This is a genomic window from Corynebacterium sp. HMSC068G04, assembly GCF_001814885.1.
Lineage (GTDB): Bacteria > Actinomycetota > Actinomycetes > Mycobacteriales > Mycobacteriaceae > Corynebacterium > Corynebacterium hiratae.
Window position 1 is genome coordinate 82,691 of sequence record NZ_KV818305.1, and the last position, 21,350, is coordinate 104,040.

Annotated in this window: 21 protein-coding genes and 2 tRNA genes; 6 read left to right on the top strand and 17 right to left on the bottom strand. The window is 60.8% G+C overall.

The window, feature by feature from the left end; genetic code table 11:
* Window positions 1–56 precede the first annotated feature (56 nt).
* Together HMPREF2993_RS04675 and HMPREF2993_RS13840 are read right to left on the bottom strand one after the other, a co-directional pair.
* Window positions 57–3,026 (bottom strand): VWA domain-containing protein, encoded by a 2,970-nt coding sequence (locus HMPREF2993_RS04675; RefSeq protein ID WP_070701290.1) that lies wholly within the window; start codon window positions 3,024–3,026, stop codon window positions 57–59.
* The gene (locus HMPREF2993_RS13840) at window positions 3,026–3,673 is read right to left on the bottom strand and encodes a hypothetical protein (RefSeq protein ID WP_232751584.1); all 648 of its coding nucleotides are present in this window, start codon (window positions 3,671–3,673) and stop codon (window positions 3,026–3,028) included. Before HMPREF2993_RS13840 ends, HMPREF2993_RS04675 begins: the two co-directional genes overlap by 1 nt.
* A 434-nt stretch (window positions 3,674–4,107) precedes the next feature.
* Here HMPREF2993_RS13840 and HMPREF2993_RS04685 point away from each other — a divergent pair, with 434 nt between their 5' ends.
* The 4 genes from HMPREF2993_RS04685 to HMPREF2993_RS04700 all read left to right on the top strand — a co-directional run bounded on the left by HMPREF2993_RS04685 (window position 4,108) and on the right by HMPREF2993_RS04700 (window position 6,184).
* Window positions 4,108–4,842, top strand: a complete 735-nt coding sequence (locus HMPREF2993_RS04685) for a queuosine precursor transporter (RefSeq protein WP_070546933.1) — start codon at window positions 4,108–4,110, stop codon at window positions 4,840–4,842.
* Between the two features lie 118 nt (window positions 4,843–4,960).
* Window positions 4,961–5,170, top strand: a complete 210-nt coding sequence (gene relB / locus HMPREF2993_RS04690; protein WP_042528872.1) for a type II toxin-antitoxin system RelB family antitoxin — start codon at window positions 4,961–4,963, stop codon at window positions 5,168–5,170.
* 2 nt (window positions 5,171–5,172) lie between these two features.
* Window positions 5,173–5,457 (top strand): type II toxin-antitoxin system RelE family toxin, encoded by a 285-nt coding sequence (locus HMPREF2993_RS04695; RefSeq protein ID WP_046648850.1) that lies wholly within the window; start codon window positions 5,173–5,175, stop codon window positions 5,455–5,457.
* Window positions 5,450–6,184, top strand: a complete 735-nt coding sequence (locus HMPREF2993_RS04700) for a sortase family protein (RefSeq protein ID WP_070701292.1) — start codon at window positions 5,450–5,452, stop codon at window positions 6,182–6,184. Before HMPREF2993_RS04695 ends, HMPREF2993_RS04700 begins: the two co-directional genes overlap by 8 nt.
* Here the strand turns inward: HMPREF2993_RS04700 and tgt are convergent.
* The 3 genes from tgt to HMPREF2993_RS04715 form a co-directional block, all read right to left on the bottom strand.
* The gene (tgt, locus tag HMPREF2993_RS04705) at window positions 6,172–7,455 is read right to left on the bottom strand and encodes a tRNA guanosine(34) transglycosylase Tgt (RefSeq protein ID WP_070701294.1); all 1,284 of its coding nucleotides are present in this window, start codon (window positions 7,453–7,455) and stop codon (window positions 6,172–6,174) included. The genes HMPREF2993_RS04700 and tgt overlap by 13 nt on opposite strands.
* A 6-nt stretch (window positions 7,456–7,461) precedes the next feature.
* Window positions 7,462–9,894: an MMPL family transporter gene (locus HMPREF2993_RS04710; RefSeq protein ID WP_070701296.1), complete on the bottom strand. Its 2,433-nt coding sequence runs from the start codon at window positions 9,892–9,894 to the stop codon at window positions 7,462–7,464.
* A gap of 154 nt (window positions 9,895–10,048) precedes the next feature.
* Complete coding sequence (locus HMPREF2993_RS04715; RefSeq protein WP_070701318.1) at window positions 10,049–11,287, bottom strand: MFS transporter; 1,239 nt, start codon at window positions 11,285–11,287, stop codon at window positions 10,049–10,051.
* 113 nt (window positions 11,288–11,400) lie between these two features.
* On the opposite strand from HMPREF2993_RS04715, the gene HMPREF2993_RS13590 reads away from it, so the two are divergent.
* Window positions 11,401–11,568: a hypothetical protein gene (locus tag HMPREF2993_RS13590; RefSeq protein ID WP_168166763.1), complete on the top strand. Its 168-nt coding sequence runs from the start codon at window positions 11,401–11,403 to the stop codon at window positions 11,566–11,568.
* A gap of 47 nt (window positions 11,569–11,615) precedes the next feature.
* Here HMPREF2993_RS13590 and HMPREF2993_RS04720 read toward each other — a convergent pair.
* The 4 genes from HMPREF2993_RS04720 to HMPREF2993_RS04735 form a co-directional block, all read right to left on the bottom strand.
* Window positions 11,616–11,706, bottom strand: a tRNA-Ser gene (locus tag HMPREF2993_RS04720).
* A gap of 91 nt (window positions 11,707–11,797) precedes the next feature.
* Window positions 11,798–11,995 carry a CsbD family protein gene (locus HMPREF2993_RS04725; RefSeq protein ID WP_046648854.1) on the bottom strand — a complete coding sequence of 66 codons (198 nt, stop codon included), beginning with the start codon at window positions 11,993–11,995 and terminating at the stop codon, window positions 11,798–11,800.
* A gap of 93 nt (window positions 11,996–12,088) precedes the next feature.
* Window positions 12,089–12,532 carry a nucleoside deaminase gene (locus HMPREF2993_RS04730; RefSeq protein WP_046648879.1) on the bottom strand — a complete coding sequence of 148 codons (444 nt, stop codon included), beginning with the start codon at window positions 12,530–12,532 and terminating at the stop codon, window positions 12,089–12,091.
* Window positions 12,533–12,566: 34 nt separating this feature from the next.
* A complete protein-coding gene (locus HMPREF2993_RS04735; protein WP_070701298.1) occupies window positions 12,567–13,070 on the bottom strand; it encodes a tRNA adenosine deaminase-associated protein in 504 nt (167 codons plus the stop codon).
* 39 nt (window positions 13,071–13,109) lie between these two features.
* On the opposite strand from HMPREF2993_RS04735, the gene HMPREF2993_RS04740 reads away from it, so the two are divergent.
* The gene (locus tag HMPREF2993_RS04740; protein ID WP_070701300.1) at window positions 13,110–14,138 is read left to right on the top strand and encodes a prephenate dehydrogenase; all 1,029 of its coding nucleotides are present in this window, start codon (window positions 13,110–13,112) and stop codon (window positions 14,136–14,138) included.
* A 452-nt stretch (window positions 14,139–14,590) separates the two neighbouring features.
* On the opposite strand, the gene HMPREF2993_RS04745 is transcribed toward HMPREF2993_RS04740, so the two are convergent.
* From HMPREF2993_RS04745 to HMPREF2993_RS04780, 8 genes are all read right to left on the bottom strand, one after another.
* Entirely contained in the window at window positions 14,591–14,779 is a 189-nt protein-coding gene (locus HMPREF2993_RS04745) for a hypothetical protein (protein ID WP_046648858.1), read from the bottom strand.
* A gap of 11 nt (window positions 14,780–14,790) precedes the next feature.
* The gene (locus tag HMPREF2993_RS04750; RefSeq protein WP_070701302.1) at window positions 14,791–15,909 is read right to left on the bottom strand and encodes a trypsin-like serine protease; all 1,119 of its coding nucleotides are present in this window, start codon (window positions 15,907–15,909) and stop codon (window positions 14,791–14,793) included.
* On the bottom strand, window positions 15,909–16,814 hold the full coding sequence (locus HMPREF2993_RS04755) for a DUF418 domain-containing protein (protein ID WP_070701304.1): 906 nt from the start codon (window positions 16,812–16,814) through the stop codon (window positions 15,909–15,911). The genes HMPREF2993_RS04750 and HMPREF2993_RS04755 overlap by 1 nt, the downstream gene beginning before the upstream one ends.
* 116 nt (window positions 16,815–16,930) lie before the next feature.
* Window positions 16,931–17,410, bottom strand: coding sequence for a hypothetical protein (locus HMPREF2993_RS04760; RefSeq protein WP_046648880.1), 480 nt, complete (start codon window positions 17,408–17,410; stop codon window positions 16,931–16,933).
* 108 nt (window positions 17,411–17,518) lie between these two features.
* Window positions 17,519–17,983, bottom strand: a complete 465-nt coding sequence (locus HMPREF2993_RS04765) for a hypothetical protein (protein ID WP_070701306.1) — start codon at window positions 17,981–17,983, stop codon at window positions 17,519–17,521.
* 75 nt (window positions 17,984–18,058) lie between these two features.
* A tRNA-Arg gene (locus HMPREF2993_RS04770) sits at window positions 18,059–18,134 on the bottom strand.
* A gap of 166 nt (window positions 18,135–18,300) precedes the next feature.
* Entirely contained in the window at window positions 18,301–19,368 is a 1,068-nt protein-coding gene (locus HMPREF2993_RS04775) for a GTP-binding protein (protein WP_070701308.1), read from the bottom strand.
* Between the two features lie 33 nt (window positions 19,369–19,401).
* Entirely contained in the window at window positions 19,402–20,976 is a 1,575-nt protein-coding gene (locus tag HMPREF2993_RS04780) for an SLC13 family permease (protein ID WP_070701310.1), read from the bottom strand.
* Between the last annotated feature and the right edge of the window lie 374 nt (window positions 20,977–21,350).

Sequence of the window (21,350 nt, forward strand, 5' to 3'; positions counted from 1 at the left end):
CGAAGGGGAGGTTCGCTTCTGTTCTATTTAGGTTTGGTGTGTGCTGCTCAACCGGCTTAGCCCTGGGATCCGAATCCCGGGCTCGGGGGCCAGCCGCCATTGTTACCAGGGTTACCAGGATTGTTCGGTCGCTGCTGGCCTGGCTGGCCGAAACCGGGGCCTCCACCGAAGCCGGATCCGCCACCAACGTTGGGGCCACCGCCAAAGCCGGGGCGCCCTGGCCCGCCTGTGGGCCCTGGCTGGCCGTGATTCGGTGGACCGGATGGCTGGGACGGCCCAAAGCCTCCGTGCTGCGGCGGTTGCTGCTGCGCACCATTGCGGGGAGCACTCTGCGGGCCGCGCTGCGGCGTAGGTGGTTGGCCAGGGTGTGGACCGCTCTGCGGGGCATTCGGCGGCTGCGGGCCAGGCTGGCCCGCCTGCGGCGGCGTCTGCGGCGGTGTCTGCGACTGTGACTTCTCGGCGGGGAATTCCACTTGGTCGAAGAGCTGCAGGGCCTGGCGGCTGATCTCCTTGGACATCTCGTCGTACGCGCTGGCCTGCGCCAACGTATCGACAGTCAGGACGATCTCTCCGGAGTTGCGGTCCTTCGCGTTGCCCACGAAGAACCACGTGTTCTGCACAGCAAGTGGCAGCACTGCGCGGTATCCGGACTTCTTGCCCTTACCGGAGATAGTGCCATCGCGCTGAACCTCCACGTGGGCGGCGGTAAAGGGGCTCAGGCCCATCTTTACCTTGGCGTCGTTGCCACCCAGGCGAACAGAGCGTGCAGAGGTCTCCACCGGAACAGCCCCCTGGAATTCATCCTTGGACACCGCAAATGGGCGGCCATTATCGGTGCGTATGAGGTTCGCGCCATCGCGCTTGACCGGGATGGTCTTCGCAAACATGCGCGGCTTCTCCGGAATGCGGCCGCTAATCCACTTCATCAAGTACAGAATTCCCAGGGGGATCAGCAACGCGAGCACAACCGCAAGGACGAAGGACAGACCGAACGCGGACTTGTTCAATGGCGCGCTCATGGAGCCCTGGAGCGTCAGCGGTAGCTCCAGCTGTTGGTTATCCTCAGCCGACTGCAGGTTAATCACCGGCTCCACGCGCAGCGGACCATCCGCCATCTCCTCAACGCTCACCGTCACCGGGATGGTCGTCTTCTCATCCTTGGAAAGCTCCAGCGCGGAATCCTCAGAGTTGTGCTTGGAGCTCACGGAAACGGAAGGTACTCCTGCGGGAAGCATGCCGTCAGCGGAATCCACAGTCTGGTCTGCTACCCAGACCTTGCCGGGACCGGTCACGGGGACATCGACGGTAATTTCTTTCTCCGTCATGGTGATCGTCTGCGCCGAGCCCACCGTCGGCATATTAACCGGGGTAACGGTCAGCGGCGTTTCCGCGTTGATGGGATCCAGCTTCGATCCTGGGCGCTCATCGGTGCCCTTGGTGGTGATCTCCACGCGCGTCACCAGCTGACCGGATGCCGCGTTTTCCACTTGGTCCAGCGGAATGTCGACTGGCTGCCCATCCGTGATGGGCGCATTGTCCACGAGGGTAACCGGGGAGCCGTCCTCCGGTACGAACTCGGCGTGGAGGGTGCCTTCACCCTCCAGCGTGCGCGGCTCGCCTTGGCCATCGACCAACTGCCCCTTCAGGACCTGGTCCGAGTTGATGCCGCCTTCCACCTTGGAGCCGTCTTCCGTCTTGAGGTCTAGGTTGAGGCCCGGCACCATAACGACGGACGCGAGGTACTCACCGTCAGTCCCTTCAGCCACCTTGTAGCCAAAAGTCCAGGCGCCTGCCCAGGGGTCGCCGTCCTTCTCCATCGCGATATCAACCATGCCTGGAAGCTTGCTGTTCTCCGTCACGGAGACCTTCGCGCCGGCTACGTGAGTGGTATCAGGCTTGAGCTCAACGGTTTCACCATCGGGCCCAGTCAGAGTCGGGATGAGCTCTCCTTCCCCAACCGAGCTCTTCGGCACCGCCGACAATCGCACTGGGGACACGGAGTTATCGAGGACGAAATCGAATTGGTCCTTGAGGTTTCCCTCCTTGGTCACACCACCCGAGGTGGGGATGAGGTTACGGAAGGCAGCGAACAGCGCCGCTGGATCCTCACCCGCGTCGAAGAAAGCACCGTTAGGGGCGCCCTGGCCGCAGTCTTCGCCCTCCGCCATGCGGGTGAGCTGGCGGACCTGATCTTGTGCTTCTGCAGCCGGCACGAGGCCCACGTTAAAGAGGCGGATATTGGAGTTGCGGAACGCGGTGACAGAGGAATTAACCTCACAGAGCTTGTCCTGCGCTCCCTGGAGATCATGAGCCTCGGCATCGGTGTAGTACTTGCCATCGGTAAAGAACACGATGGCGCGGCAGCTGCTGCCCTGGTGGGAAGCCAGTTCCTTGAGTGCTCCCTTGTAGGCCGCGCCATAGTTGGTCTCTAGATCCGCAACACGGTCCTCCTGTCGGAACTTGTCCAGTTCGCCTTTGAGAGCATCCCCGTTGCCGGAGACATTGGTCCACCCGCCATAGTCAGCCGGATCGCTGTAGTACTCGGAGCCGAAACCGGCGAGCTTGACGTTGATGTCTGCGCCATTGTCCTCCCCGAGGTTGGCCAGCTGCTTGACGATGTCCGCCGTGGCATCAACGCGGAAAAAATCAGCATCCGTCGGCTTCGAACCCTCATAGCCCACCAGCGAGGCCGACTGGTCAAGAACGAACAACAGGTCCGCAGATTTTTCGCTGGCGATGCAGGAGCCAAAATCAGAGAGGTTCTTTTGCGAGACCTCAGAAAGCACCGACTCGGAGCCGATTCCCTCAACGTGCTCCTGTGGCGGCTGATTCTCTCCGCCGTGGTCTTCTGGGTTCTCCCCGTTTTGTTCTTCCGGCTGACCTTCCGGTCCCTCTGGTGCAGGAGCCTCCGGCGCGGGGGCATCTGGGGCCGGAGGAGCTTCCTGCGCCACCGCTCCCAAACTGCCGCCGAATCCGGCGAGTGCCATCGCCGCGGACAGGGCAAGTACACGAGTGAGATTCTTCATTAGACGCCAACCGCCTTTCCTACGTAGAAGGCGATTTCCACCGCAGCGACAATGACAAGGACAAAGCTCCCACCCATGATGAGGCGGTACAGCAAGGTTTGCGTGGTGTCCTCTACATAAAACGTCTCAGCCTGGCGCTGCGTGTTCTTCAACGTGTAAATACCCAAGAGAATAAAGGACACGATTCCAGCCAGAAGCCAGCCGCCAATAGCCAGGCCAAAGAACAGGACCTGCGTAGGGGCCGCCACGAGCGGCGCGACAATCAACAGGATCAGCGCAATGACCGCAGATACGCCCGCTGCGATGAGAAGCGGCCATGGTCCCTTCGTGGGGCCCGTGGGTGTTGCCACCTGGCGGCGGTAGTCCGGCGCCGGGGAAGACTGGCCGAAGCCATCCGGCGAGCCCGGCGCGCCGAAGGAGCCACTGGCACCCGAATCGGAACCTTGGCCAAACCCAGAACCCGAGGAAGGCTTCTGTACGGGATTCTGCGCAGGATTCGGTGCGCCAAAGCCACCGAATCCGCCAGGTCCACCGGGCGCGCCAAACCCAGAGCCAGAACTGTTTCCGGACCCTGTGCCTGGCTGGGGAGCCCCCTGTGGCGGGCGCCCGCCGAACTGTGGTGACGAGCCTGGGGAACCAAACGTCATATCGATGACCTTCCCTAATGCGAAGTTATGCCACCGACTAGCCTCTACCTACTCCATCGCAAGGCGCAGAAGGCGAAAAGACCAGCCGGAGGCTTAAGGACTAGAACCAAGGTAGCCGTGCCCCCTGACACGGCCTGCCCTTCAGTGGCCCGAAATTCGAACGCGCCCGAATCTCTTCGAGCGCGCCGTGGCACAGTAGACAGGTAACGTGCAGGGAACACAAAAACACTGCAAGCAAAAGAATGCCACACTAGGAGCGTTTTTTCTGCCCACTTCACAGATCTTTATGGGTGGACAACCGGAACTACTTCCCAGAAAGGTGCAGCTCAACTGCTCTTTCTTAAGGAACGAGGTGGAATGGGAGCACTCCCCGCCTGACGGGAATCAATTTCCTCATTTCTGCTTCCCCCAGTTTCGTGGAAAGATGCTGTTCCATGACAACTCAATCGGCAACCGCAACCACCGCAAAGGGTGGCGAGAGCATCCGATTCATCCCGGTACATTCCACTTTGTACCCGTGGCTGGTCGCGGTGTTCGTCGTTACCTTCCTCATCTCGAACATCAACGCCACGAAGGGCGTCCAGCTCGGCCCGCTTATCACCGATGGCGCCTTCTTCCTCTTCCCCATCGCCTACATCGTGGGCGACGTTCTCTCTGAATGCTATGGCTTCAAGTCCACCCGCCGAGCCGTGTACATCGGTTTCGCCATGGCGCTTCTAGCCGCAGTTTCCTTTTATATTGCAATCTGGCTGCCCGCGGCTGATTTTTACGAAGGCCAGGAAGCCTTCGCCGCCACGCTCGGCCTGGTTCCGCAGATCCTGCTGGCTTCCCTCGTCGGCTACGTCGTGGGCCAGCTGCTCAATTCCTTCACCCTGGTGAAGATGAAGGCCCGCTCGGGCGAGAAGGGCCTCATCGCCCGCCTTGTTGCTTCCACCGTCGTCGGCGAATTCGGCGATACCCTGCTGTTCTGCGCCATCGCAGCGCCTGTCATCGGTATCGATTCCTTCAGCGGCTTCCTGAACTACGTCATCGTGGGCTTCTTGTGGAAGACCGCCTGCGAGGTCATCATGCTTCCACTGACCACGCTGGTTATCTCTTGGGTCAAGCGCCGCGAGGACTACGTGCCTATCGACGAGGCCGACACCCCTACGTCAGCGCCGTCTAAGTAGCAGCGACCCGCCCCGATCTTTCACCCCCTTAGCACGCACTGTGCTGAGGGGGACTTTTCACTCTTCCCTTCACTTGCCCCAATGAATACAATGTATTCACGATGGTTAAGGAGGAAATATGGCTACTTTGACAATTCGCATGGATGATAACGACGCGGAACTCGTTCGGAATTTAGCCGCCTTTGAAGGCCGGACGATATCTGATTTTGCCCGAGCAGCACTTTTAGAACGGGTCGAAGACTACTACGACCTTCAGGAACTGCGCGCAGCAATGGCAGAAGATTCTGGCGAACGGTTTAGCCTTGATGAGGTCCTCGAGGATCTCTAAAGATGTCGGAGGGAATCACTTCATATCACGTCGAATTCACTTCGAAAGCCCGGAAACAGCTAAAGAAGTTTGACCGATTCGATGCGCGAATCATCGTGACGTGGATCCAAAAGAACCTCGAGGGCTGCGAAGACCCTCGAGCTCTCGGAAAAGGATTGACTTCAAACCGTTCAGGTGAATGGCGCTATCGGGTCGGTTCTTACCGCATTCTGGCGTACATCCACGACCAGAAAGTAACGATTGAGGTATTCGCTATTGGCCACCGGAAGGACATCTACGATGCATAAGCATCTACGAGGTTCCCTCCTCCCCATCCTTGGCCTGGCTACAGCCTTCAACCTTGCGGCATGCTCGGGTACAGAGGAAGTCACCACGTCGTCTGAAACGACGAGCCACGCGGCACCGGAAACGACGGCGGTGAGCAGTGAGGCGTCGTCAAGCGCAGCACCCAGCACCACCCCTCCCCCGCTCAACCAAGGCCCAGCACCCGCTCTGACCGGCACGTTTGAGATGGATGGCCCAGCCACCATCACGGGCGCGACCTATGATTCGATGCCCTTCGTCCTGCCTCTCAACCCGGCCGGACCACAGGAGACCATGGTGCGCTGGGTGCAAGACTGGGGCGAGTCCCCCGCCACGGCAGAGCACGGCACCACCTACGTTTTGGGACACGCCTGGGGCCAGCAGAAGCTGGTATTCAACCCCTTCTCCGAGGTGGTCACCGCCAACGTGGACCTGAACAACCCCATCACCGTGGAGGGCCTCGAGGGTATGGAGGTGCAGCGCTTTGCGACGCCCATCCTCAACGGCTCCCACATCCGCATGACCTCTGAAGGTGATGCCGGGCGCGAGTGGATTGTCGATAACGCTTTCCTGGTGAGCAAGGAACAGCTAGGAAGCGACGCGGACCTGATGAATACCGAGGTTCCCGGGCGCATCGTACTCATTGCCTGCGCTGTCGACGGCGCTACTGACTTGGAGTACAACGTCATCGTCACCGGTCACTTGGCGTAATAGCGCCCCAGGAATTCATCGCGGTAGGCCTCGTAATAGCCGCCGTCGATCGACGCCCGGATGTTATCCACCAAGCGGATCATGAACTCCAGGTTGTGGATGGTGCACAGCGTGCCCGCCAAGAATTCCTTGGCCTTGAGCAGGTGGTGGATGTAGGCGCGGGAATAGTTCTCCGAGACGTAACCGCCGAATTCCTCGTCCACGCCAGCAAAGTCCCGCTTGAAACGCGCATTAGTGAGGTTGAGGCGTCCATCGAGGGTGTACACACCACCGCGGCGTGCTAGGCGGGTCGGCGCCACACAGTCAAAAGTATCGGCACCAGCCTCAACGGCGGTAAAAATATCATCCGGTTCAGAGATACCCAGCAGGTGCCGGGGCTTATCGACGGGCAACTCATCGCATACCCAGCCCACAATCGTGCCCAGGTTCTCCTTCTCCAATGCGCCACCGATGCCGAAGCCACCGAAACCGCGCCGGCCATTCGCCTCAGCGCGATCGGAAAGCTCCACCAGCCCTCGCGCGGCCTGGCGGCGCAGGTCCTCGTATTGCGCACCCTGCACCACTCCCCACAGGGACTGGCGCGGCTTCTGCGGGCCGCGGGCAAGCGTCAAGCGGTCGTGCTCATCCAGGCAGCGCTGCGCCCAGCGGCGCGTGCGTTCGACAGATTCCTCCTGGTAAGTGCGGGTATCTACGAGCGTGGTGAGCTCGTCGAAGGCAAACATGATGTCCGCGCCCAAGCCATGCTGGATCTGCATGGAGACCTCCGGGGTGAAGCGGTGCGTGGAGCCGTCGATGAAGGACTTGAAATCCACACCGTCCTCATCCACGTGCGCCATGCGCTCTTTCTTGGCCGCGCGGATATCGGAGTCCGTCAGCTCCGCCACGTCCATGGCGAGGACCTTTTTGAAACCCACGCCGAGGGACATGACTTGGAATCCGCCCGAGTCGGTATAGGTCGGCCCATGCCAGTTCTCGAAGGTAGCCACGCCGCCGGCCTCGTCCACGATGTCGTGGCCCGGCTGCAGATAAAGGTGGTAGGCGTTGGACAAAATGGCTTGGGCGCCGGTCAGGCGAATCTGCTCCGGGGTCAGCGTCTTCACCGTGGCCTTGGTGGCCACCGGAATAAACGCCGGGGTTTGGATGTCACCGTGCGGGGTATGGATAACACCGGTGCGGCCGTGCTTTCCCGGTTGTGCTGGACCGCCTAAGTCCAGCTCCTTCTTCACGTCGAAGGAAAGGTCGGTCTCCAGCAGCGGCTTAGGGTGAGTCATAGGGAACTATTCTACGGGCTGCGCTGCCTTATCCTCTGCTTCACGGGATGCTGCTGCGTGTTTGCGCTCCCATTCTTCCTCGAGTGCGGTGCCCTCGATGTCCAGCTGCGGGATCAGCTTGTCCAGCCACTTCGGCATCCACCACGTGGTATGCCCCATGAGGAACATGGTGGCGGGGACAAGCGACATGCGGACTAGGAAGGCGTCGAAAAGTACGCCCGCCGCCAGCGCGAAGCCGAAGATCTGGATGAAGGGTAGGGGCTGGCTGATGAAGGCCACGAAGACGGAAATCATGATGATGGCCGCAGCGGTGACCACGCGGGCGCCGGCGGTAAAGCCGGCGATAGTCGCCTCATCGTTGGCGTTGTACTTGCTGTACGTGCCACCGCTGCCCTGTGGGTAGCGGGAGAAGTGCTCGCGCATGCGGGTGACCAGGAAGACCTGATAGTCCATGGCTAGGCCGAAGGTCACGCCGATGAGGAAGATGGGCATGAAGGAAATCAGCGGGCCCGGCGCGGGCACCAGTCCGGTGAGGCCGTCCTGCCACACCAAAACGGTCAGGCCAAAGGCGCCGCCGACGGAGAGCAGGAAGCCTAAGCCGGCCACCAGCGGCACCAAGATGGAGCGGAATACCGCCAGCAGCAGGAAGATGGCCAGGCCCACCACGATGGCGAGGTAAGGCCCCATAGCTTCCTCGAGGCGCTCGGTAATGTCGAGCTGCACCGCGGTCAGACCCGTCATGCCGATCTCGGCGCCGGTAGCATCCTCCAGCTCCGCGCTAGCCGTGCGTAAGGCGGAGGCGGTGCCAATCGTGGCCTCATCCGTTGGCGCTGTGGTGGGGCTGACCATGATCTGCGCAGCCTTCATGTCTTTGCTCATGCCCACCAGCTGGGCGTGCTTAACGCCGCCGACCTGGTTCAGGCGCTGCACGGAGTAGATGAAGGAGGAAAGAGCGGCCTTCTTCTGCTCATCTTCTTCGCCTTCTTGGCCCTGGATATAGGGCTGCAATGCCGCGGATTCCGGGTTGGCGTTGGCGCCATCCACGATCACCAGGAAGGGGCCGTTGATGCCGGGACCGAAGCCCTCGGAAAGCAGGTCCGCCGCCTTGCGCTGGGTGGTATCCGGGTTGGAGGTGGTATCCGCCGGCAGGGCCAGCTCCATGTGCAGGACCGGGGCGGTCAAAGCTCCCAGGCCGAGCACCACCAGCGCCATGACGATGCCTGGGACACGCTGGACCGTGCGCACCCAACGGTTGCCCATCGTTGGCTTCGTGCGGCGAGGGCGGCGCTTCGTGGGGTTGCCGGCTACGCCAGGGATGCGCCCGGCGAAGGCCTTATCACCGAGCAGTCCCAGCATCGCGGGCACCAAGGTCAGCGCCACGAGCACGGCCATGAAGACCGTGCCCGCAGCGGCCAGGCCCATGGCGGTGAGGAAGCTAATGCGCGCCACGAGCAGCGCGAAGAGCGCGATGAAGACCGTCGCGCCGGCAAAGACCACCGAGGAACCCGCCGTGCCAACGGCCATGCCGGCGGCATCCGGCCCATCCATGCGGGAGCGCTCCTGCCGGTAGCGCGACATGATGAACAGCGCATAGTCGATGCCCACGGCCAGGCCAATCATGACGGCCAGCACCGGGGTGAGGTTGTTGAGCTCCATCCAGTGGGTCGCGATCATGACGCCCATCGCACCCAGGCCCACGCCCACGACCGCGGAGATAAGCGGCATGCCTGCGGAGGCCAGCGAACCAAAAGTAATAATGAGGACGATAAACGCCACGGCTAGGCCGATGACCTCAGAAATCGAATTGACCTGGATCTCATCACCGAAGCCCGCGCCGCCGGCCTCTACTTCCAGACCCGCCGCGCGGCCGATATCCATGGCCTCATGGACCACGTCTTTATCCGCGGGGTCTACCGAATAGGGGCTTTCCGCATCGAAGTCGAAGGTGGTGTAGGCGATGGTCTCATCGGCATTGACCATGGCCAGGTTGTCGGCATCCGCCCGCGCGGTCTCCTCCGGCAATCCCATGGAGGTGAACTGCTCGATGACCTGCTGCTGAAGTGCTGGCGATACCTCAAGCGGGTTACCCCAACGCTGCTGGCTGCCCTCTGGGATATCAAGGCCTTCAGCAATGTGGTGCACCACGTCCTCGACAGCTTCTTTGTTCTGCGGATCGCTGAGCTTCTGCCCTTCCGGGGCCTTGAAGACGAGGTTGACCGACGGCGCATTGGCCGGGTTACCGTTCTCCGGGAAGAGCTCCACCGCGCGGCGGGTGGCATCAATAGCGGGCGTGCCGCTGATGGAGTACTCCGTGGTCATCGGCTTCATCAAGCTCAAGGTCGCTCCGCCCGCAGCCGCCACGATGAAGATCCAGGCGATGATGACCTTCCATCGGTTGATGTAAGACCAGCGGCCTAGGTGGTAAAGCAGCTTTGCCACGGAAATTCCCCTTCACATGCGCGATTATTGCTCGCGGAAGCTTTGGTGGTGGACACGAATGTGCACCAGTTTAACCAGTTGGACTGTGAAGCCCTAACGACATCACGCGCCCCAGCAAAGCACCACCACGTGGCCGAGAGTTAAGCAATCTCCGCTACGCCTGAGCCATATCTGCAGTACGCGGCGAACGCGCCACGGGCAAGGACGACGCAACAGCTGCAACTACCAACGCAGCTGCCAAGGCAACCGCCGCAACACCAGGATGAGAAGAAAGTGCCGCGAAAAGAATCATTCCAAGTGGGGTACCGGCGGTAAAGACCAGCTGATCCTTCGTAGCGAACTGATGCACCAGACCATCATCCCCCAAAGACTGCCCGAGAGAATCCCACGCAATGCCTGCCGCAGTCATCAACAAGGACGCAGCAGCAGCAACTGCGGCGATGAGCACGAAGACAGAGGAGAATGCCAAAGCCAGGATCTGCCCGGCCAGAAGAATCAGCATCAGGATTTGCAAGGTGCTAAAGCGCACCCGATCTAATGCCTTCAGAATTGTTGCGGCTGAGCCAATCAGCGAACCGACCGCAAGCGCAGTTGCCATAAACCCCCACGACTTTTCGTCGAAAGTATTCATAATCCATGTAGGTCCAGCACTTCCCAGGAAGCCGTTGACAATTGCCGCGACCAGCCAAGTGCCGAGCCCTACCCGCACCCAGCTCGGGAGTGTTGGGGCCGCAAGAGGCTTGTTCGGGCTCGATGAACCTGCGCTGTCCGGTTCTGGTTCAGCCGCTGCGACATTAGAGCTTTCGCCTGCTGGTTCCCTGCGCACTGAGAGAAACGGAAGAACAAAGAGCATGGCCACGAGGAAAGTGGCGCCGTCGATAAGCAATACCGTGTTGAATCCCAAGGTGAGCACTGCCGCTGTACCGATGAGTGGGCCGGCGATAAACAGCACATCACCGAGCATCGACAGGGTTCCATTGACGCGGGTGCGCTGCTCATCGGAAAACAGCTGCGACAAGAGACTAAACCTTGCTGGCCCAAAGAATGACGAGGCACAACCGTACACGCAGCTTGAGAGCGCGAACGCAGCAATGGAATCGCCGCGAGCCACCACCCACGCCACGGGTCCCCACTGCGCCAACATCCGAACGACATCACTACCCAGAATCCAGGTCACCGGCCGGTGAGGTGGCGGCAGCTTTCGGACCACTAAAGAACTAAGGAAACGGCCCGCCCACAGTGCGATAAGCACCACCGTCAAGCCGCGCCCCGACGGATCTACTCGGTGTGCCTGAAGCGCAAAAGCAATCGGGATGAGGCCGTCACCTAACCCGGAAACGACAGCGGCTGCGAAGACGAGCGAGAACGTAGCTTTAAAAGAAAGACTATTCATCAACCTCAACATTTTATAGTGTTACACTTCATAGTATTGATCTATAGAGAGCCAGAATACATCCCCCCCTGTCCAGTCAAAGTTTTAACCCCTGAAGTGCTCTAGGAGACCCCATGTCCACTTTCGTCATCGTTGCCGTCGCGGCCATCCTTCTCATTGCCATCCCAGCAGGCATGATGAACCGACGGATTCACAAACGTACGGAAGACCACGACCCCGAGGCGCGCCAGGCCGCGCTGGATTTCCAAAGAGATGTTGATAGAGGGCGGGCTGGCTTCTAAAAATAAAAAGACCGGCACCCCAGAGCTAAGAACTGGAGTGCCGGATCTGGCGGTGGCGGCGGGATTTGAACCCGCGGTTGGGGGTTACCCAACAATCGCTTTCGAGGCGATCACCTTCGGCCGCTCGGACACGCCACCGCGTTCCAGATTACGGGAGTCATCCCGAGCGACAAAATCGCTGCCCACACCACGCGGCGCGGACAGCGATTCAGCTAGATGAGGCTAGGAATTAGTCCTTGAGGTTTCCGATGACCTCGTTGGCCTTATCCTTGACGCCCTCAACGGCGTCGGAAGCCTTCTGCTTTGCCTCAGAGGTAACCTGGTCGGCCTTGCCCTCGTTCTCCAGCTTCTCGTTATCGGTCAAGCCGCCAGCGGCTTCCTTAGCCTTGCCAACGAACTCGTCCTTCTTGTTCTCAAAATCACCCATGATTTTCTCCTTACTCTCTACTTCTCTCACGTGGACCACCCAGCCTACACGCGAATCGGAAGGTGGCTCCGGGGCCACTAACCATTTCAAGGGCTAAGCGCCGCTGCCGCGCAGACCCCCGAAGAAGCCCGTGAGCAGCTCCGCGCATTCTTCCTCCAGCACACCGCCGCGTACCTCGGGAACGTGGAGGGCGCCCGGGGCGCGCAATACCTCCACCAGCGAGCCGCACGCCCCCGTCTTCGGCTCAAAGGCCCCGAAGACCACCGAAGACACCCGGGAAGCCTGAATCGCGCCCGCACACATCGCGCAGGGTTCCAAGGTGACAACCAGCTCGCAGCCTTCCAGACGCCAGCCATCGCCATGCACGCGTACCGCCTGGCGGATAGCTTCCACCTCTGCGTGCGCGGTGGGATCATTCAGCTGCTCGCGGCGGTTAACGCCGGTGGCGAGTTCGTTGCCGGAGGCGTCGTAAAGCACGGCACCCACAGGGATATCCCCCGCCGGCGTGGTGCGCGCAACCTCCAGGGCGCGGCGCATGCGGGCCTCTGCGCGCACCAGCCCCGCTGCTGGTTTAAGAGTCATCCGAGTCGAGGCCGTCGATGAAATCCTCCAGCTCATCGCCAAAGCCCAGCTCGCCGGCGATGCGCAGGAGCATATCGGAAGGCCAGTCCTCATCGTTGTCGATGATGTAACCCAGCTGGTCCTCATCGAGGCCGAGGTCCGCGAAGATATCGAAATCGCCATCACCGTACGGGTCGGCGTCCTCCCACTCGTCCTCGTCCAGATCCGGGATCTCGAGATCGCGCAAGTCCAGGAAATCCGCGGCGAAGTCGTCCTCGGAGGCGTAGGTGGCGTCGGAAAGCAGCATGCGCACATCCCCCGGAACCGGGCGCACGACGACGAAATAGTCATCCTCCACGCACAGCAGCGCGAATGCCGCCCCCTCGGAACGCAGGTTGCGCACCGCTTTGATGGAGGTGTTGACGTCGGTGAAGTCATCCTTGAAAGGGCGAATCACCCAGCCGCCGTCGGCACTGGCGACGGTGATGGCAAAGGACAAATCGTCGTGGCTCATACCTCGTCAGATTAGTCGGGTTGTGCCACAATTGTCACCGTGAGTTCTCAAGATGTTCAACGCCCCGTCTGCATTATCGGCCTCGGTCTCATTGGAGGTTCCCTCCTGCGAGACCTAGCTGCTGCACGCCACTCCGTGTACGGCTACAACCACTCCACCTCTGGTGCGCGAACGGCCATTAAGCAGGGCTACGACGTCACCGATGATCTGCCGGCCATCCTGCACCGGGCCGAGGAAGACAACGCGCTTATCGTCGTCGCGGTGCCCATGGATGCGGTTGCCTCGGTCCTCGACTCCATCCAGGAACACGCCCCGAGCTGCGGTTTGACGGACGTGGTCTCGGTCAAGACCGAGGTGCGCCAGCTCATCGTGGAGCGCAACATGCAGGCGCGCTACGTGGGCGGCCACCCCATGGCCGGTACCTCCAAGTCCGGCTGGGAGAACTCCCACACCGGATTGTTCAACCGCGCTGCCTGGGTTATCACCTATGACTATGCCGCCGAGTGCGAGGCCCGCGGCGAGCGCATCCCCGCCGAGTGGGAGAACATTTTTGCGGACGTGGTCCGCATGACCCAGATGGTTCACGCGGAGGCGGTTCCGGTGCGCGTGGCTAACCACGATGCCGCGGTTGCCCGCATTTCGCATCTGCCTCACGTGCTGGCGGAGACCCTCGCGGTGGTCGGCGATAATGGCGGCATCCTGGCACAGTCCCTGGCGGCTGGCTCCTTCAAGGACGGAACCCGCGTGGCAGGCACTCGCCCGGACCTGGTTCGACAGATGTGCGAGACCAATGCACCCGCACTGGTCCAGGCTCTCGACGAGGCCCTCGAGTTGCTGCAGGATGCCCGCGAATCGCTGGCCTCGGAAAAGCCTTCCATCGCCGCGCTTGCCGACGCTGGCTTCCGCGCCCGCACCCGCATCGAAGCCCGATCCGGTGCTCGAAAGGAATCGGTCTCCCCGGTGAAGATTTCTTCCCGCCCGGTCTTGCGGCTGCACCCGGGTGCGCCGAACTGGGTGGCGCAGCTGCGCCAGACGGAGTCTTTGGGCGGGCGCATCGAAATCTTCTAGCCCGCTGGTCGGCTTCTAGGCCTGGCTTTCTTTCCTAGCAGGCGGTTCTCAACGGGTTCCCCTCACCTGGTTCCAGTCAAAAGGTTTCTTTGCCCCCAAACGAACCTTCTACCTGGTTAAAGATGGTTTACTTGCCTCCAAGGGAACCTTTTGACTAATGACTTCTGAGTGGAACCTTTTGCGTGCTGCTGGGCATGGGGCAGTTTCCAAAAGGCGTCTTGCAAATGGCATTTTGCAGATGGCATCTGTCAAAAGGCGTTTTCTCGCCTGAAAACGCCTTTTGGGGCGTGCAGATGGCGTTTTCAGCCCCAAAGATGCCTTTTAGTGGATGTCTTTTGTGGGGCGCCATTTGGCGACGGTTTGTGGGGTGCCATCTAGCGACCGACCGTCGAGGAGCGTGCGTGGTGGCGGGCGGGCGGCGTAGTGCGGTGGCGTGGGGCGGTGCGGGACGCTTAGTCGCGGAAGGTGTCGTCGCGACGTTTGCGGGCTTGGGACTCATCGCGCGTGATGCCGAGCAGCGGGTAGCCCGCGAGGCCCGCCGCTAGGCCCACCGGCAACATCCAGAGCATGCCGGAGGCCAGCCACAGCACCACACCAAGGATGGCACCGGCAATCAGACACGGAACGAGTTTCTCCTTCATGAAGAAACAGCCTAGTTGCTACCCCGCTCAGCGCCAGACTTGCGGCGAAGCAAACGTGAAGCGATGGCTAGCACGATCAGGCCCACCACCCCAGTCACGCCAGCGGACAGAGCTACGGGCGCGCTGACCTGCATCGTTGTCGGCGGTGCCGGGGAGTTATCAGCGTTGAGAACGCCGTCGGTATCGCGGCCGCTGGTGACGTCCTCGATCCAGTCGCGGACTTCAACCACGGACGTAATCGCCGCGGTCGGGGAAGGCAGATCCGGGTCCGCATTAGACGTTCCAGCCGTGGCCACGCCGACGAGGCGACCGTCGACGAAGAATGGTCCGCCTGAGTCGCCGCCTTGCATGCCCTCACCATTAAGGGACTTCACGTCCATGATGGCGGCGGCAATCATCGGGCCTACTCCCCCGAGTTCACCGGCCGGGATACTTTCCGCGCCGTCGGGTCCAACGGCGATCTCTGGCATGTCGCCGCCTTCCATCACCTGGGGCGCGTCGGATGCGTCGGGGGCGGGAGCGACCATTCCGCCGGGGGCAGGCACAGCCATGTCGCCAGGAGCCATGGCCCCGGAATCGCCCGGCGCCACCGGCGTCATCTTCTCGCCGGATTCATCTGGGCTGGCCGGCGGGGTGCCACCGGATAGCAGTTCGCCTACTTCCATCTCAGCCATCGGCAGTTGGCCCTTGCGGGCCATGCGGGAGCTGCTGCTCCAGCCGTAGAAGTGGCCTTTCTCGCCGGCGGTGGGGACAGCGTCCGCGAGCTTGGCTGACTTTATGCCCTTGACGGGCTCGGTCAGGTGCATGAGGCCGGCGTCGATAGTCGGTGAAACAGCCCAGGAGTCCACGTCATAGACGCGGGTGTCCTTGCCCTGGCCAAAGCGAGCTTGTGAGCCCTCGTTGTTGACGGACTCCAAGCAGTGGCGGGCGGTGAGTACCCATTGCTCGGCAACCAGCGTGCCGGTGCAATCGCCGAAGTTTCCAATCTTGCCCATACGTAGCGCAGCCACGACGGCGCTTTCCTCCGAGTGGGGTGCAGGCTGGGCGAATTCCAAGGCCATGGCCGGCGCAGCGCCTAGCCCCACGACCAGAGAGCTGGCCACAACAGCAGTTATCTTTCGTGCCACCATTACGCGGCCACCTCCTTGATTGCCCAAGCCACGGCCCTCTCGGCCGGACCCTTTCCACAGAACTTCTTCCACAGCGCGCTCAACAGAAGGAACGCGAGCACAAAGCCTAGTGCCGCCATGGTGTTGTGCAGCGAGACGTGTGCTTGCCAGTAGCGTGCGGTGAAAATGTGCAGGATATAGATGGTTAACGACATCGAGCCCAATGCCGCGAAGGGGAAGGTCAAGCGCGGCAGCTGGCGGCCGATGATCAGGCACAGGTGCAGCACCACCGCAGTGACCGCCACGGAGAGAAGGATTTCACCGAGCACACCTGTATGCCCGGTAAAGCGCAGCCAGCCGGCGATATCAGGGTTAAAGCGCTGCCACAGGCCGATGCCGGTAACGACGACGGCCACCGCGCTCGTGACGATCTGGGTGCGGGTGGGGCGGGTGAGGTAGACGTCGTAAAGCAGCATGCCTGCCACCATGTACGCCAGGAATGCCACGAGGGGGTAAACCTGCGGGAGGGTATAGGGAGCGTAGAGCACCGTGGCGCCCGCGGTGGCCAGCGCGAAGAGCAGGATCTTCCAGACAGTGGCGAGCGGCGGCACCCACGCGGTGAGAGCCATGGCCGCGCCCATCACGACGAGCACGACCTGAATCTCACCGCCCACGGGAAGCAAGGCCACGCCGATGAGCATGACTATCAGGCCGCGGGCGACCAGCTTGAGGAAGACCCGCAGCGAGTAGTCGCGGGCAAGAATCATCATCGTGGTACCTGCAATGATGGCAAAGCCCGCCGCCGGCAGCCCAGAGAGCACCACTTTGGCGCCCCAGACCAGATTGGCCATGTGCAGAATAATCATCCCGATGATGGCCAAGGAACGAGCAATATCGAGGCCCACTATTCGGGCGCGCGCTGACACCTATTCATCTCCTTGCAGTTGAAAACGTCGAAAGACCGACCAATGGCTCTGGCCGGTCTTCCTATTTGTGTGCGTTTTCAGCTCTGCATTTCACTCAGCGCTGCGTGATATGCGTCTCAGCGGCTAAGGGCGATGGCTTTGCCATCGCGCACGAAGTAAATGCGCTCAGGGGTTGCGGATGCATCGGGGTCCACCATCACCGTTACTGGACCTGCAAGAAGTTTCATGATGGCCCCGTCAGGTTGCGCGCCGAAGCAGATTTTGTCCAACCTCAAATCCCGAGTGATTTCTAGCTGACCATCTCCGTTGCTCTCAAAGTGGAAACTGAGGATATCGCAGGAGAACTGCACGACCCGATCCCTAAAGTTCACGCGAAAGGAATCCGGCTGCTGCGCGGACTCCCACTCGGAATTCACCACGAACTCCATCTGCTGCGCATTGGCGGTGACCAGGCCTGCGGGCACGCCAGTAACAATGTTGCGCTGCGAGGATCCAGCTTCAGCTATGCCCGAGCTCCCCGGCAGCTCCGAGGAGCCGGCAAAAGAGAAGAGGGAGGAAATGAAAAGCAGGATAGCGGAGAGAATCGCTTGAATCATGGGCACCATTATATCCGCCCCAACCGACCAACCATTGGCTCTGGCCGGTCTTCTCATTTCTGTTTGTTGTCAGCTCTGCGTTTCACTCAGCGCTGCGCGATATGCGTCTCAGCGGCTAAGCGCAATGGCCTTTCCATCCCGCACGAGGTAAATGCGCTCAGGGGTTGCGGAGGCATCGGGGTCCACCTTCACCTTCGCCGGTTCGGACAGGAACATGATGAAGGGAAGGTCGACTTTTCCTCTAGGGCAGGCCTTATCCGTCAACATGCTGAGCTCCACGCCGCCATCAACCAAGGTGAAGTCACCGCCGTTACAGGGCAGCCACGCCGTCTGGTTCTGGAAATTCAGGGAGAAGTCCTCTGGGCTCGCCGCAGACTCCCACCTGAAAGCAGTGATATGTTCCATCTGCTCATCGTTTGCTTCGACTAGTCCCCCGGGTGCGTCCGTGATGATGCCGTGCTGGGCGACGTTTAGCCCCCACGCCTCCGAGCTCCCCGCCAGCTCCGAGGAGCCCGCGCTAGAAAACAGCGAGGAGATGAATAACAGGATGGCGGAGAGAATCGCTTTGATCATATTTCAGGACATTACCGGGTTTGCCCAACCCACGGAGTCGAAAACGAGAAAAGCCGCCCGAAGGCGGCTGAGATTTGGTGCGCCCGGAGGGATTCGAACCCCCAACCTTCTGATCCGTAGTCAGATGCTCTATCCGTTGAGCTACGGGCGCAGTCCGTTGGTTCGCAGTGCTTAACGCCGGAGCGTGTGTGCTCTGCTGTGCAACGAGGAATAACTATACCCACACTCCAGAGAACTAACAAATCCCGATGTCAATGCATGTTTTCAACCCAAGAAATGGGCATAGCAATTCACCCCGTGTTCACCTTAAGAAGGGGCTAGATGAGGGCGGCCACTTCGACGTCGGAAAGCACGGCGTCACGGAAGGACTGAAGCGTGGACTCGTGGTCGAAGTCGATGCCAATGAGCACGAGCTCGGTGCCGGGCGTAACCCCATTGGCCGCCCACAGGGAGGCCGGCATGATCTGTAAGTTAGGTCCGGCCTGCTGCCAGGCGTGGGCGACGCGCAGATCGGCATCAATCCAGCAATAGCCCTTCGAGCGCACCAGGCCTGTGCTGGCACGCAAGGCCTTGAGCAGACGCTCGCGGTTGAAAGGACGGTCAGCGCGGAAGACCACCGAAGAGATGCCATATTCCTCGGTTTCGGGGGTGTGCGGGTTGGCCAGTTCCTCGGCGTAGCCGTGGTAGGTCGCGGCGGTAGCGACGTCGTAAAGGTGGGCATCAAGAACCAGCGTGGGATCAATAACTCCGTTGGTCACCGGCACGACGCGAGCGCGGGGGTTCATGGCGCGCACGGTGGCGATGACGCGTTCGGTTTCGGCGGCCTCCACCAGGTCGGTCTTGGTGATGAGGATGAGATCGGCGAACTCAACTTGGTCCACGAGGAGATCAGCGATAGTCCGGTCATCGTCGGGCGTGGCCTCGATATTCTCGGAAACCAAGCTGCGGCCGCGGCGAAGGTTAGTCAGGAACGTGGAGGCATCGACGAGGGAGACCATGGTGTCGATAGGGGCGACGTCGGCAAGCGTGGTGCCATCTTCAAACCCCCACTCGAAAGTGGCAGCAACAGGCATGGGCTCAGAGATGCCGGTGGACTCGATGACAATCTGATCGAAGCGGCCGGAACGAGCCAGCTTGCCGACGGACTCGATAAGGTCCTCGCGCAACGTGCAACAAATGCAGCCGTTGGAGAGCTCGACGAAGCGGTCTTCGCCGCGCTCAAGATGGCCCTCGCCGGCGACGAGGGCGGCATCGATGTTGATTTCGGAAAAGTCATTAACCACAACCGCCAGCTTGCGCCCCTCGCGGTTAGCAAGCAGGTGGTTGAGAAGGGTGGTCTTTCCGCTGCCTAGAAATCCGGACAGCACGGTAACGGGTGTAGCCATCCCGTAATGATAACGTTTTTCATTAATTGAGGGCTACAGGACCAACCCAAAGACCGGAACGGCAAGCAGGTAGACGGTGATGGTGATGAGCACGCAGCCAATCAGGTTGAGGCCGATGCCGCCCTTGATCATGTCGCCGATCTTGACGTAGCCAGAGCCATAGGCGATAGCGTTCGGCGGGGTCGCCACCGGCAGCATGAAGGCACAGGTTGCAGCGAGTGCCACTGGGATGGTGAGCAGCAGAACGTTGATGTCGCCATTCTGGGTCAGGCCGATACCCACGGCCACACCGCCCATAATCGGCAGGAAGGTCGCAGCCGTTGCGGTGTTGGAGGTGATCTCCGTCAGGAAGAGCACGAGCAGTGCCACCGAAGCGATCAGCAGGATGGTCGGCAGACCACCCAGCCCCTTGGCCATCTCACCAATCCACAGAGACAGGCCGGACTTGTTGAACATCGAAGACAGGGACAGGCCACCACCGAAGAGCAGGAGCACATCCCACGGCATTTCATTTGCAGTCTTCCAGTCCAGAAGGCGCACACCGGTCTTGGCATCAGCCGGGATAGTAAACAGCAGCAGACCAGCAGCGATACCCACGATGGCATCGTCGTAGTTCGACTCCTTGCCCACCAGGAGGGGGATAATCACCCAAGCCAGGGCCGCACCCAGGAAGATAATGCCCGTCATGATCTGCGGGCCGGTCCATGGGCCAAGCTTTTCAATCTCGGAATCAATGAGCTCGCGGCCGCCTGGAATCTTGTCCATCTCCGGCTTGAACACGGTGATCAGCATGAACCAGGCAATGAACAGGAAGATGAATGCCAGCGGCATGCCCACCATCATCCACTTGCCAAAGCCGAGGACGATGCCGTGAGTTTCCTTCATGTAGCCCGACAGCAGGGTGTTCGGCGGGGTGCCGATGAGCGTGCCCAGCGAGCCAATCGACGCCGAATACGCAATACCGAGCATGAGCGCAGTGGCAAACTTCTTCTGGTTAGCCATGCCACCGACGGCGTCGGCAGTCAGCGAAAGCACCGAAATACCAATCGGCAGCATGACCACTGCGGTAGCGGTGTTGGACACCCACATGGACAAGAAGCCGGTGGCCAGCATGAAGCCGAGGATCAGCTGCTTCGGCGAGGTACCAACAACCTTCACCACGAACAGCGCCATGCGGCGGTGCAAGTTCCAGCGTTGCAGAGCCAAAGCGATGAGGAAGCCACCCATGAACAAGAAAATGGTGGATGAGGCATAGGGTGCGCCCACATCCTTGATGATGCCCACACCGGCCAGTGGGAAAATGACCAGCGGCAAAAGCGCGGTGGCGGCCAGCGGGATGGCCTCCGTCATCCACCACACACCCATGAGAATCGTCACGGCGGCTACGGCGCGCAGCGCACCCTGGGTGTATTCGGCGTCTTCCTTAGCGCCGGGTGATTGCAACACCGTTTCCACGGCGTTGCTGGGAAAGAGAAACCACACAAGAGCGGCCAAAACGAGACCGAGGATGAGGCCAATGGCCATGCGGCGCCATTCGCGCGTATCGACGCCGCGGTCGTCCTCGCCCTCCGTGTGCGAAGTTGAGACGTGAGTTTGCGGGGTAGTCATCTGCCCCCTCCTTTTCCTGGTTAACCAGCCCCCATTCAGCTGAGAGAGTTATTGAAATCACTGAATGGGCCTACACGTTCAGGCTATCGAGACCACAGACAGCCAACAAACACTTTCGCCCCATTACCCCCACTCAAGCCGAAGATTCACCCCTGTTAGCAAAATCTTTTGCAGATTAGCTGCAAAGAATGCTCACCAATGTGTGGGCATTCCTTACTCAATTCCCCGCCTCCGTAGATCCCCAGACCTCGATCCCGCAACCTGCAGGTGGGCGTCGCCAAGCGCTTGCCGACGCCCCACCACCCACCCGGGAGTTTCGGGATCGAGGTCTGGGGGTTTAGCGGCCCTTCCGGTTTTAGAGTGCGTTGATTTTG

Excerpts from the sequence above, each read along its gene's own strand:
- HMPREF2993_RS04725 (WP_046648854.1), bottom strand. The coding sequence starts at position 11,995 with ATGGGTGATTTTGAGAACAAGAAGGACGAGTTCGTTGGCAAGGCTAAG.
- HMPREF2993_RS04715 (WP_070701318.1), bottom strand. The coding sequence starts at position 11,287 with ATGAATAGTCTTTCTTTTAAAGCTACGTTCTCGCTCGTCTTCGCAGCC.
- HMPREF2993_RS04745 (WP_046648858.1), bottom strand. The coding sequence starts at position 14,779 with ATGAAGGAGAAACTCGTTCCGTGTCTGATTGCCGGTGCCATCCTTGGT.
- HMPREF2993_RS13590 (WP_168166763.1), top strand. The coding sequence starts at position 11,401 with ATGTCCACTTTCGTCATCGTTGCCGTCGCGGCCATCCTTCTCATTGCC.
- HMPREF2993_RS13840 (WP_232751584.1), bottom strand. The coding sequence starts at position 3,673 with ATGACGTTTGGTTCCCCAGGCTCGTCACCACAGTTCGGCGGGCGCCCG.
- HMPREF2993_RS04675 (WP_070701290.1), bottom strand. The coding sequence starts at position 3,026 with ATGAAGAATCTCACTCGTGTACTTGCCCTGTCCGCGGCGATGGCACTC.
- HMPREF2993_RS04685 (WP_070546933.1), top strand. The coding sequence starts at position 4,108 with ATGACAACTCAATCGGCAACCGCAACCACCGCAAAGGGTGGCGAGAGC.
- tgt (WP_070701294.1), bottom strand. The coding sequence starts at position 7,455 with ATGACTCACCCTAAGCCGCTGCTGGAGACCGACCTTTCCTTCGACGTG.
- HMPREF2993_RS04735 (WP_070701298.1), bottom strand. The coding sequence starts at position 13,070 with ATGAGCCACGACGATTTGTCCTTTGCCATCACCGTCGCCAGTGCCGAC.
- HMPREF2993_RS04750 (WP_070701302.1), bottom strand. The coding sequence starts at position 15,909 with ATGGTGGCACGAAAGATAACTGCTGTTGTGGCCAGCTCTCTGGTCGTG.
- HMPREF2993_RS04760 (WP_046648880.1), bottom strand. The coding sequence starts at position 17,410 with ATGATTCAAGCGATTCTCTCCGCTATCCTGCTTTTCATTTCCTCCCTC.
- HMPREF2993_RS04730 (WP_046648879.1), bottom strand. The coding sequence starts at position 12,532 with ATGCGCCGCGCCCTGGAGGTTGCGCGCACCACGCCGGCGGGGGATATC.
- HMPREF2993_RS04695 (WP_046648850.1), top strand. The coding sequence starts at position 5,173 with ATGTCGGAGGGAATCACTTCATATCACGTCGAATTCACTTCGAAAGCC.
- HMPREF2993_RS04780 (WP_070701310.1), bottom strand. The coding sequence starts at position 20,976 with ATGACTACCCCGCAAACTCACGTCTCAACTTCGCACACGGAGGGCGAG.
- relB (WP_042528872.1), top strand. The coding sequence starts at position 4,961 with ATGGCTACTTTGACAATTCGCATGGATGATAACGACGCGGAACTCGTT.
- HMPREF2993_RS04765 (WP_070701306.1), bottom strand. The coding sequence starts at position 17,983 with ATGATCAAAGCGATTCTCTCCGCCATCCTGTTATTCATCTCCTCGCTG.
- HMPREF2993_RS04700 (WP_070701292.1), top strand. The coding sequence starts at position 5,450 with ATGCATAAGCATCTACGAGGTTCCCTCCTCCCCATCCTTGGCCTGGCT.
- HMPREF2993_RS04775 (WP_070701308.1), bottom strand. The coding sequence starts at position 19,368 with ATGGCTACACCCGTTACCGTGCTGTCCGGATTTCTAGGCAGCGGAAAG.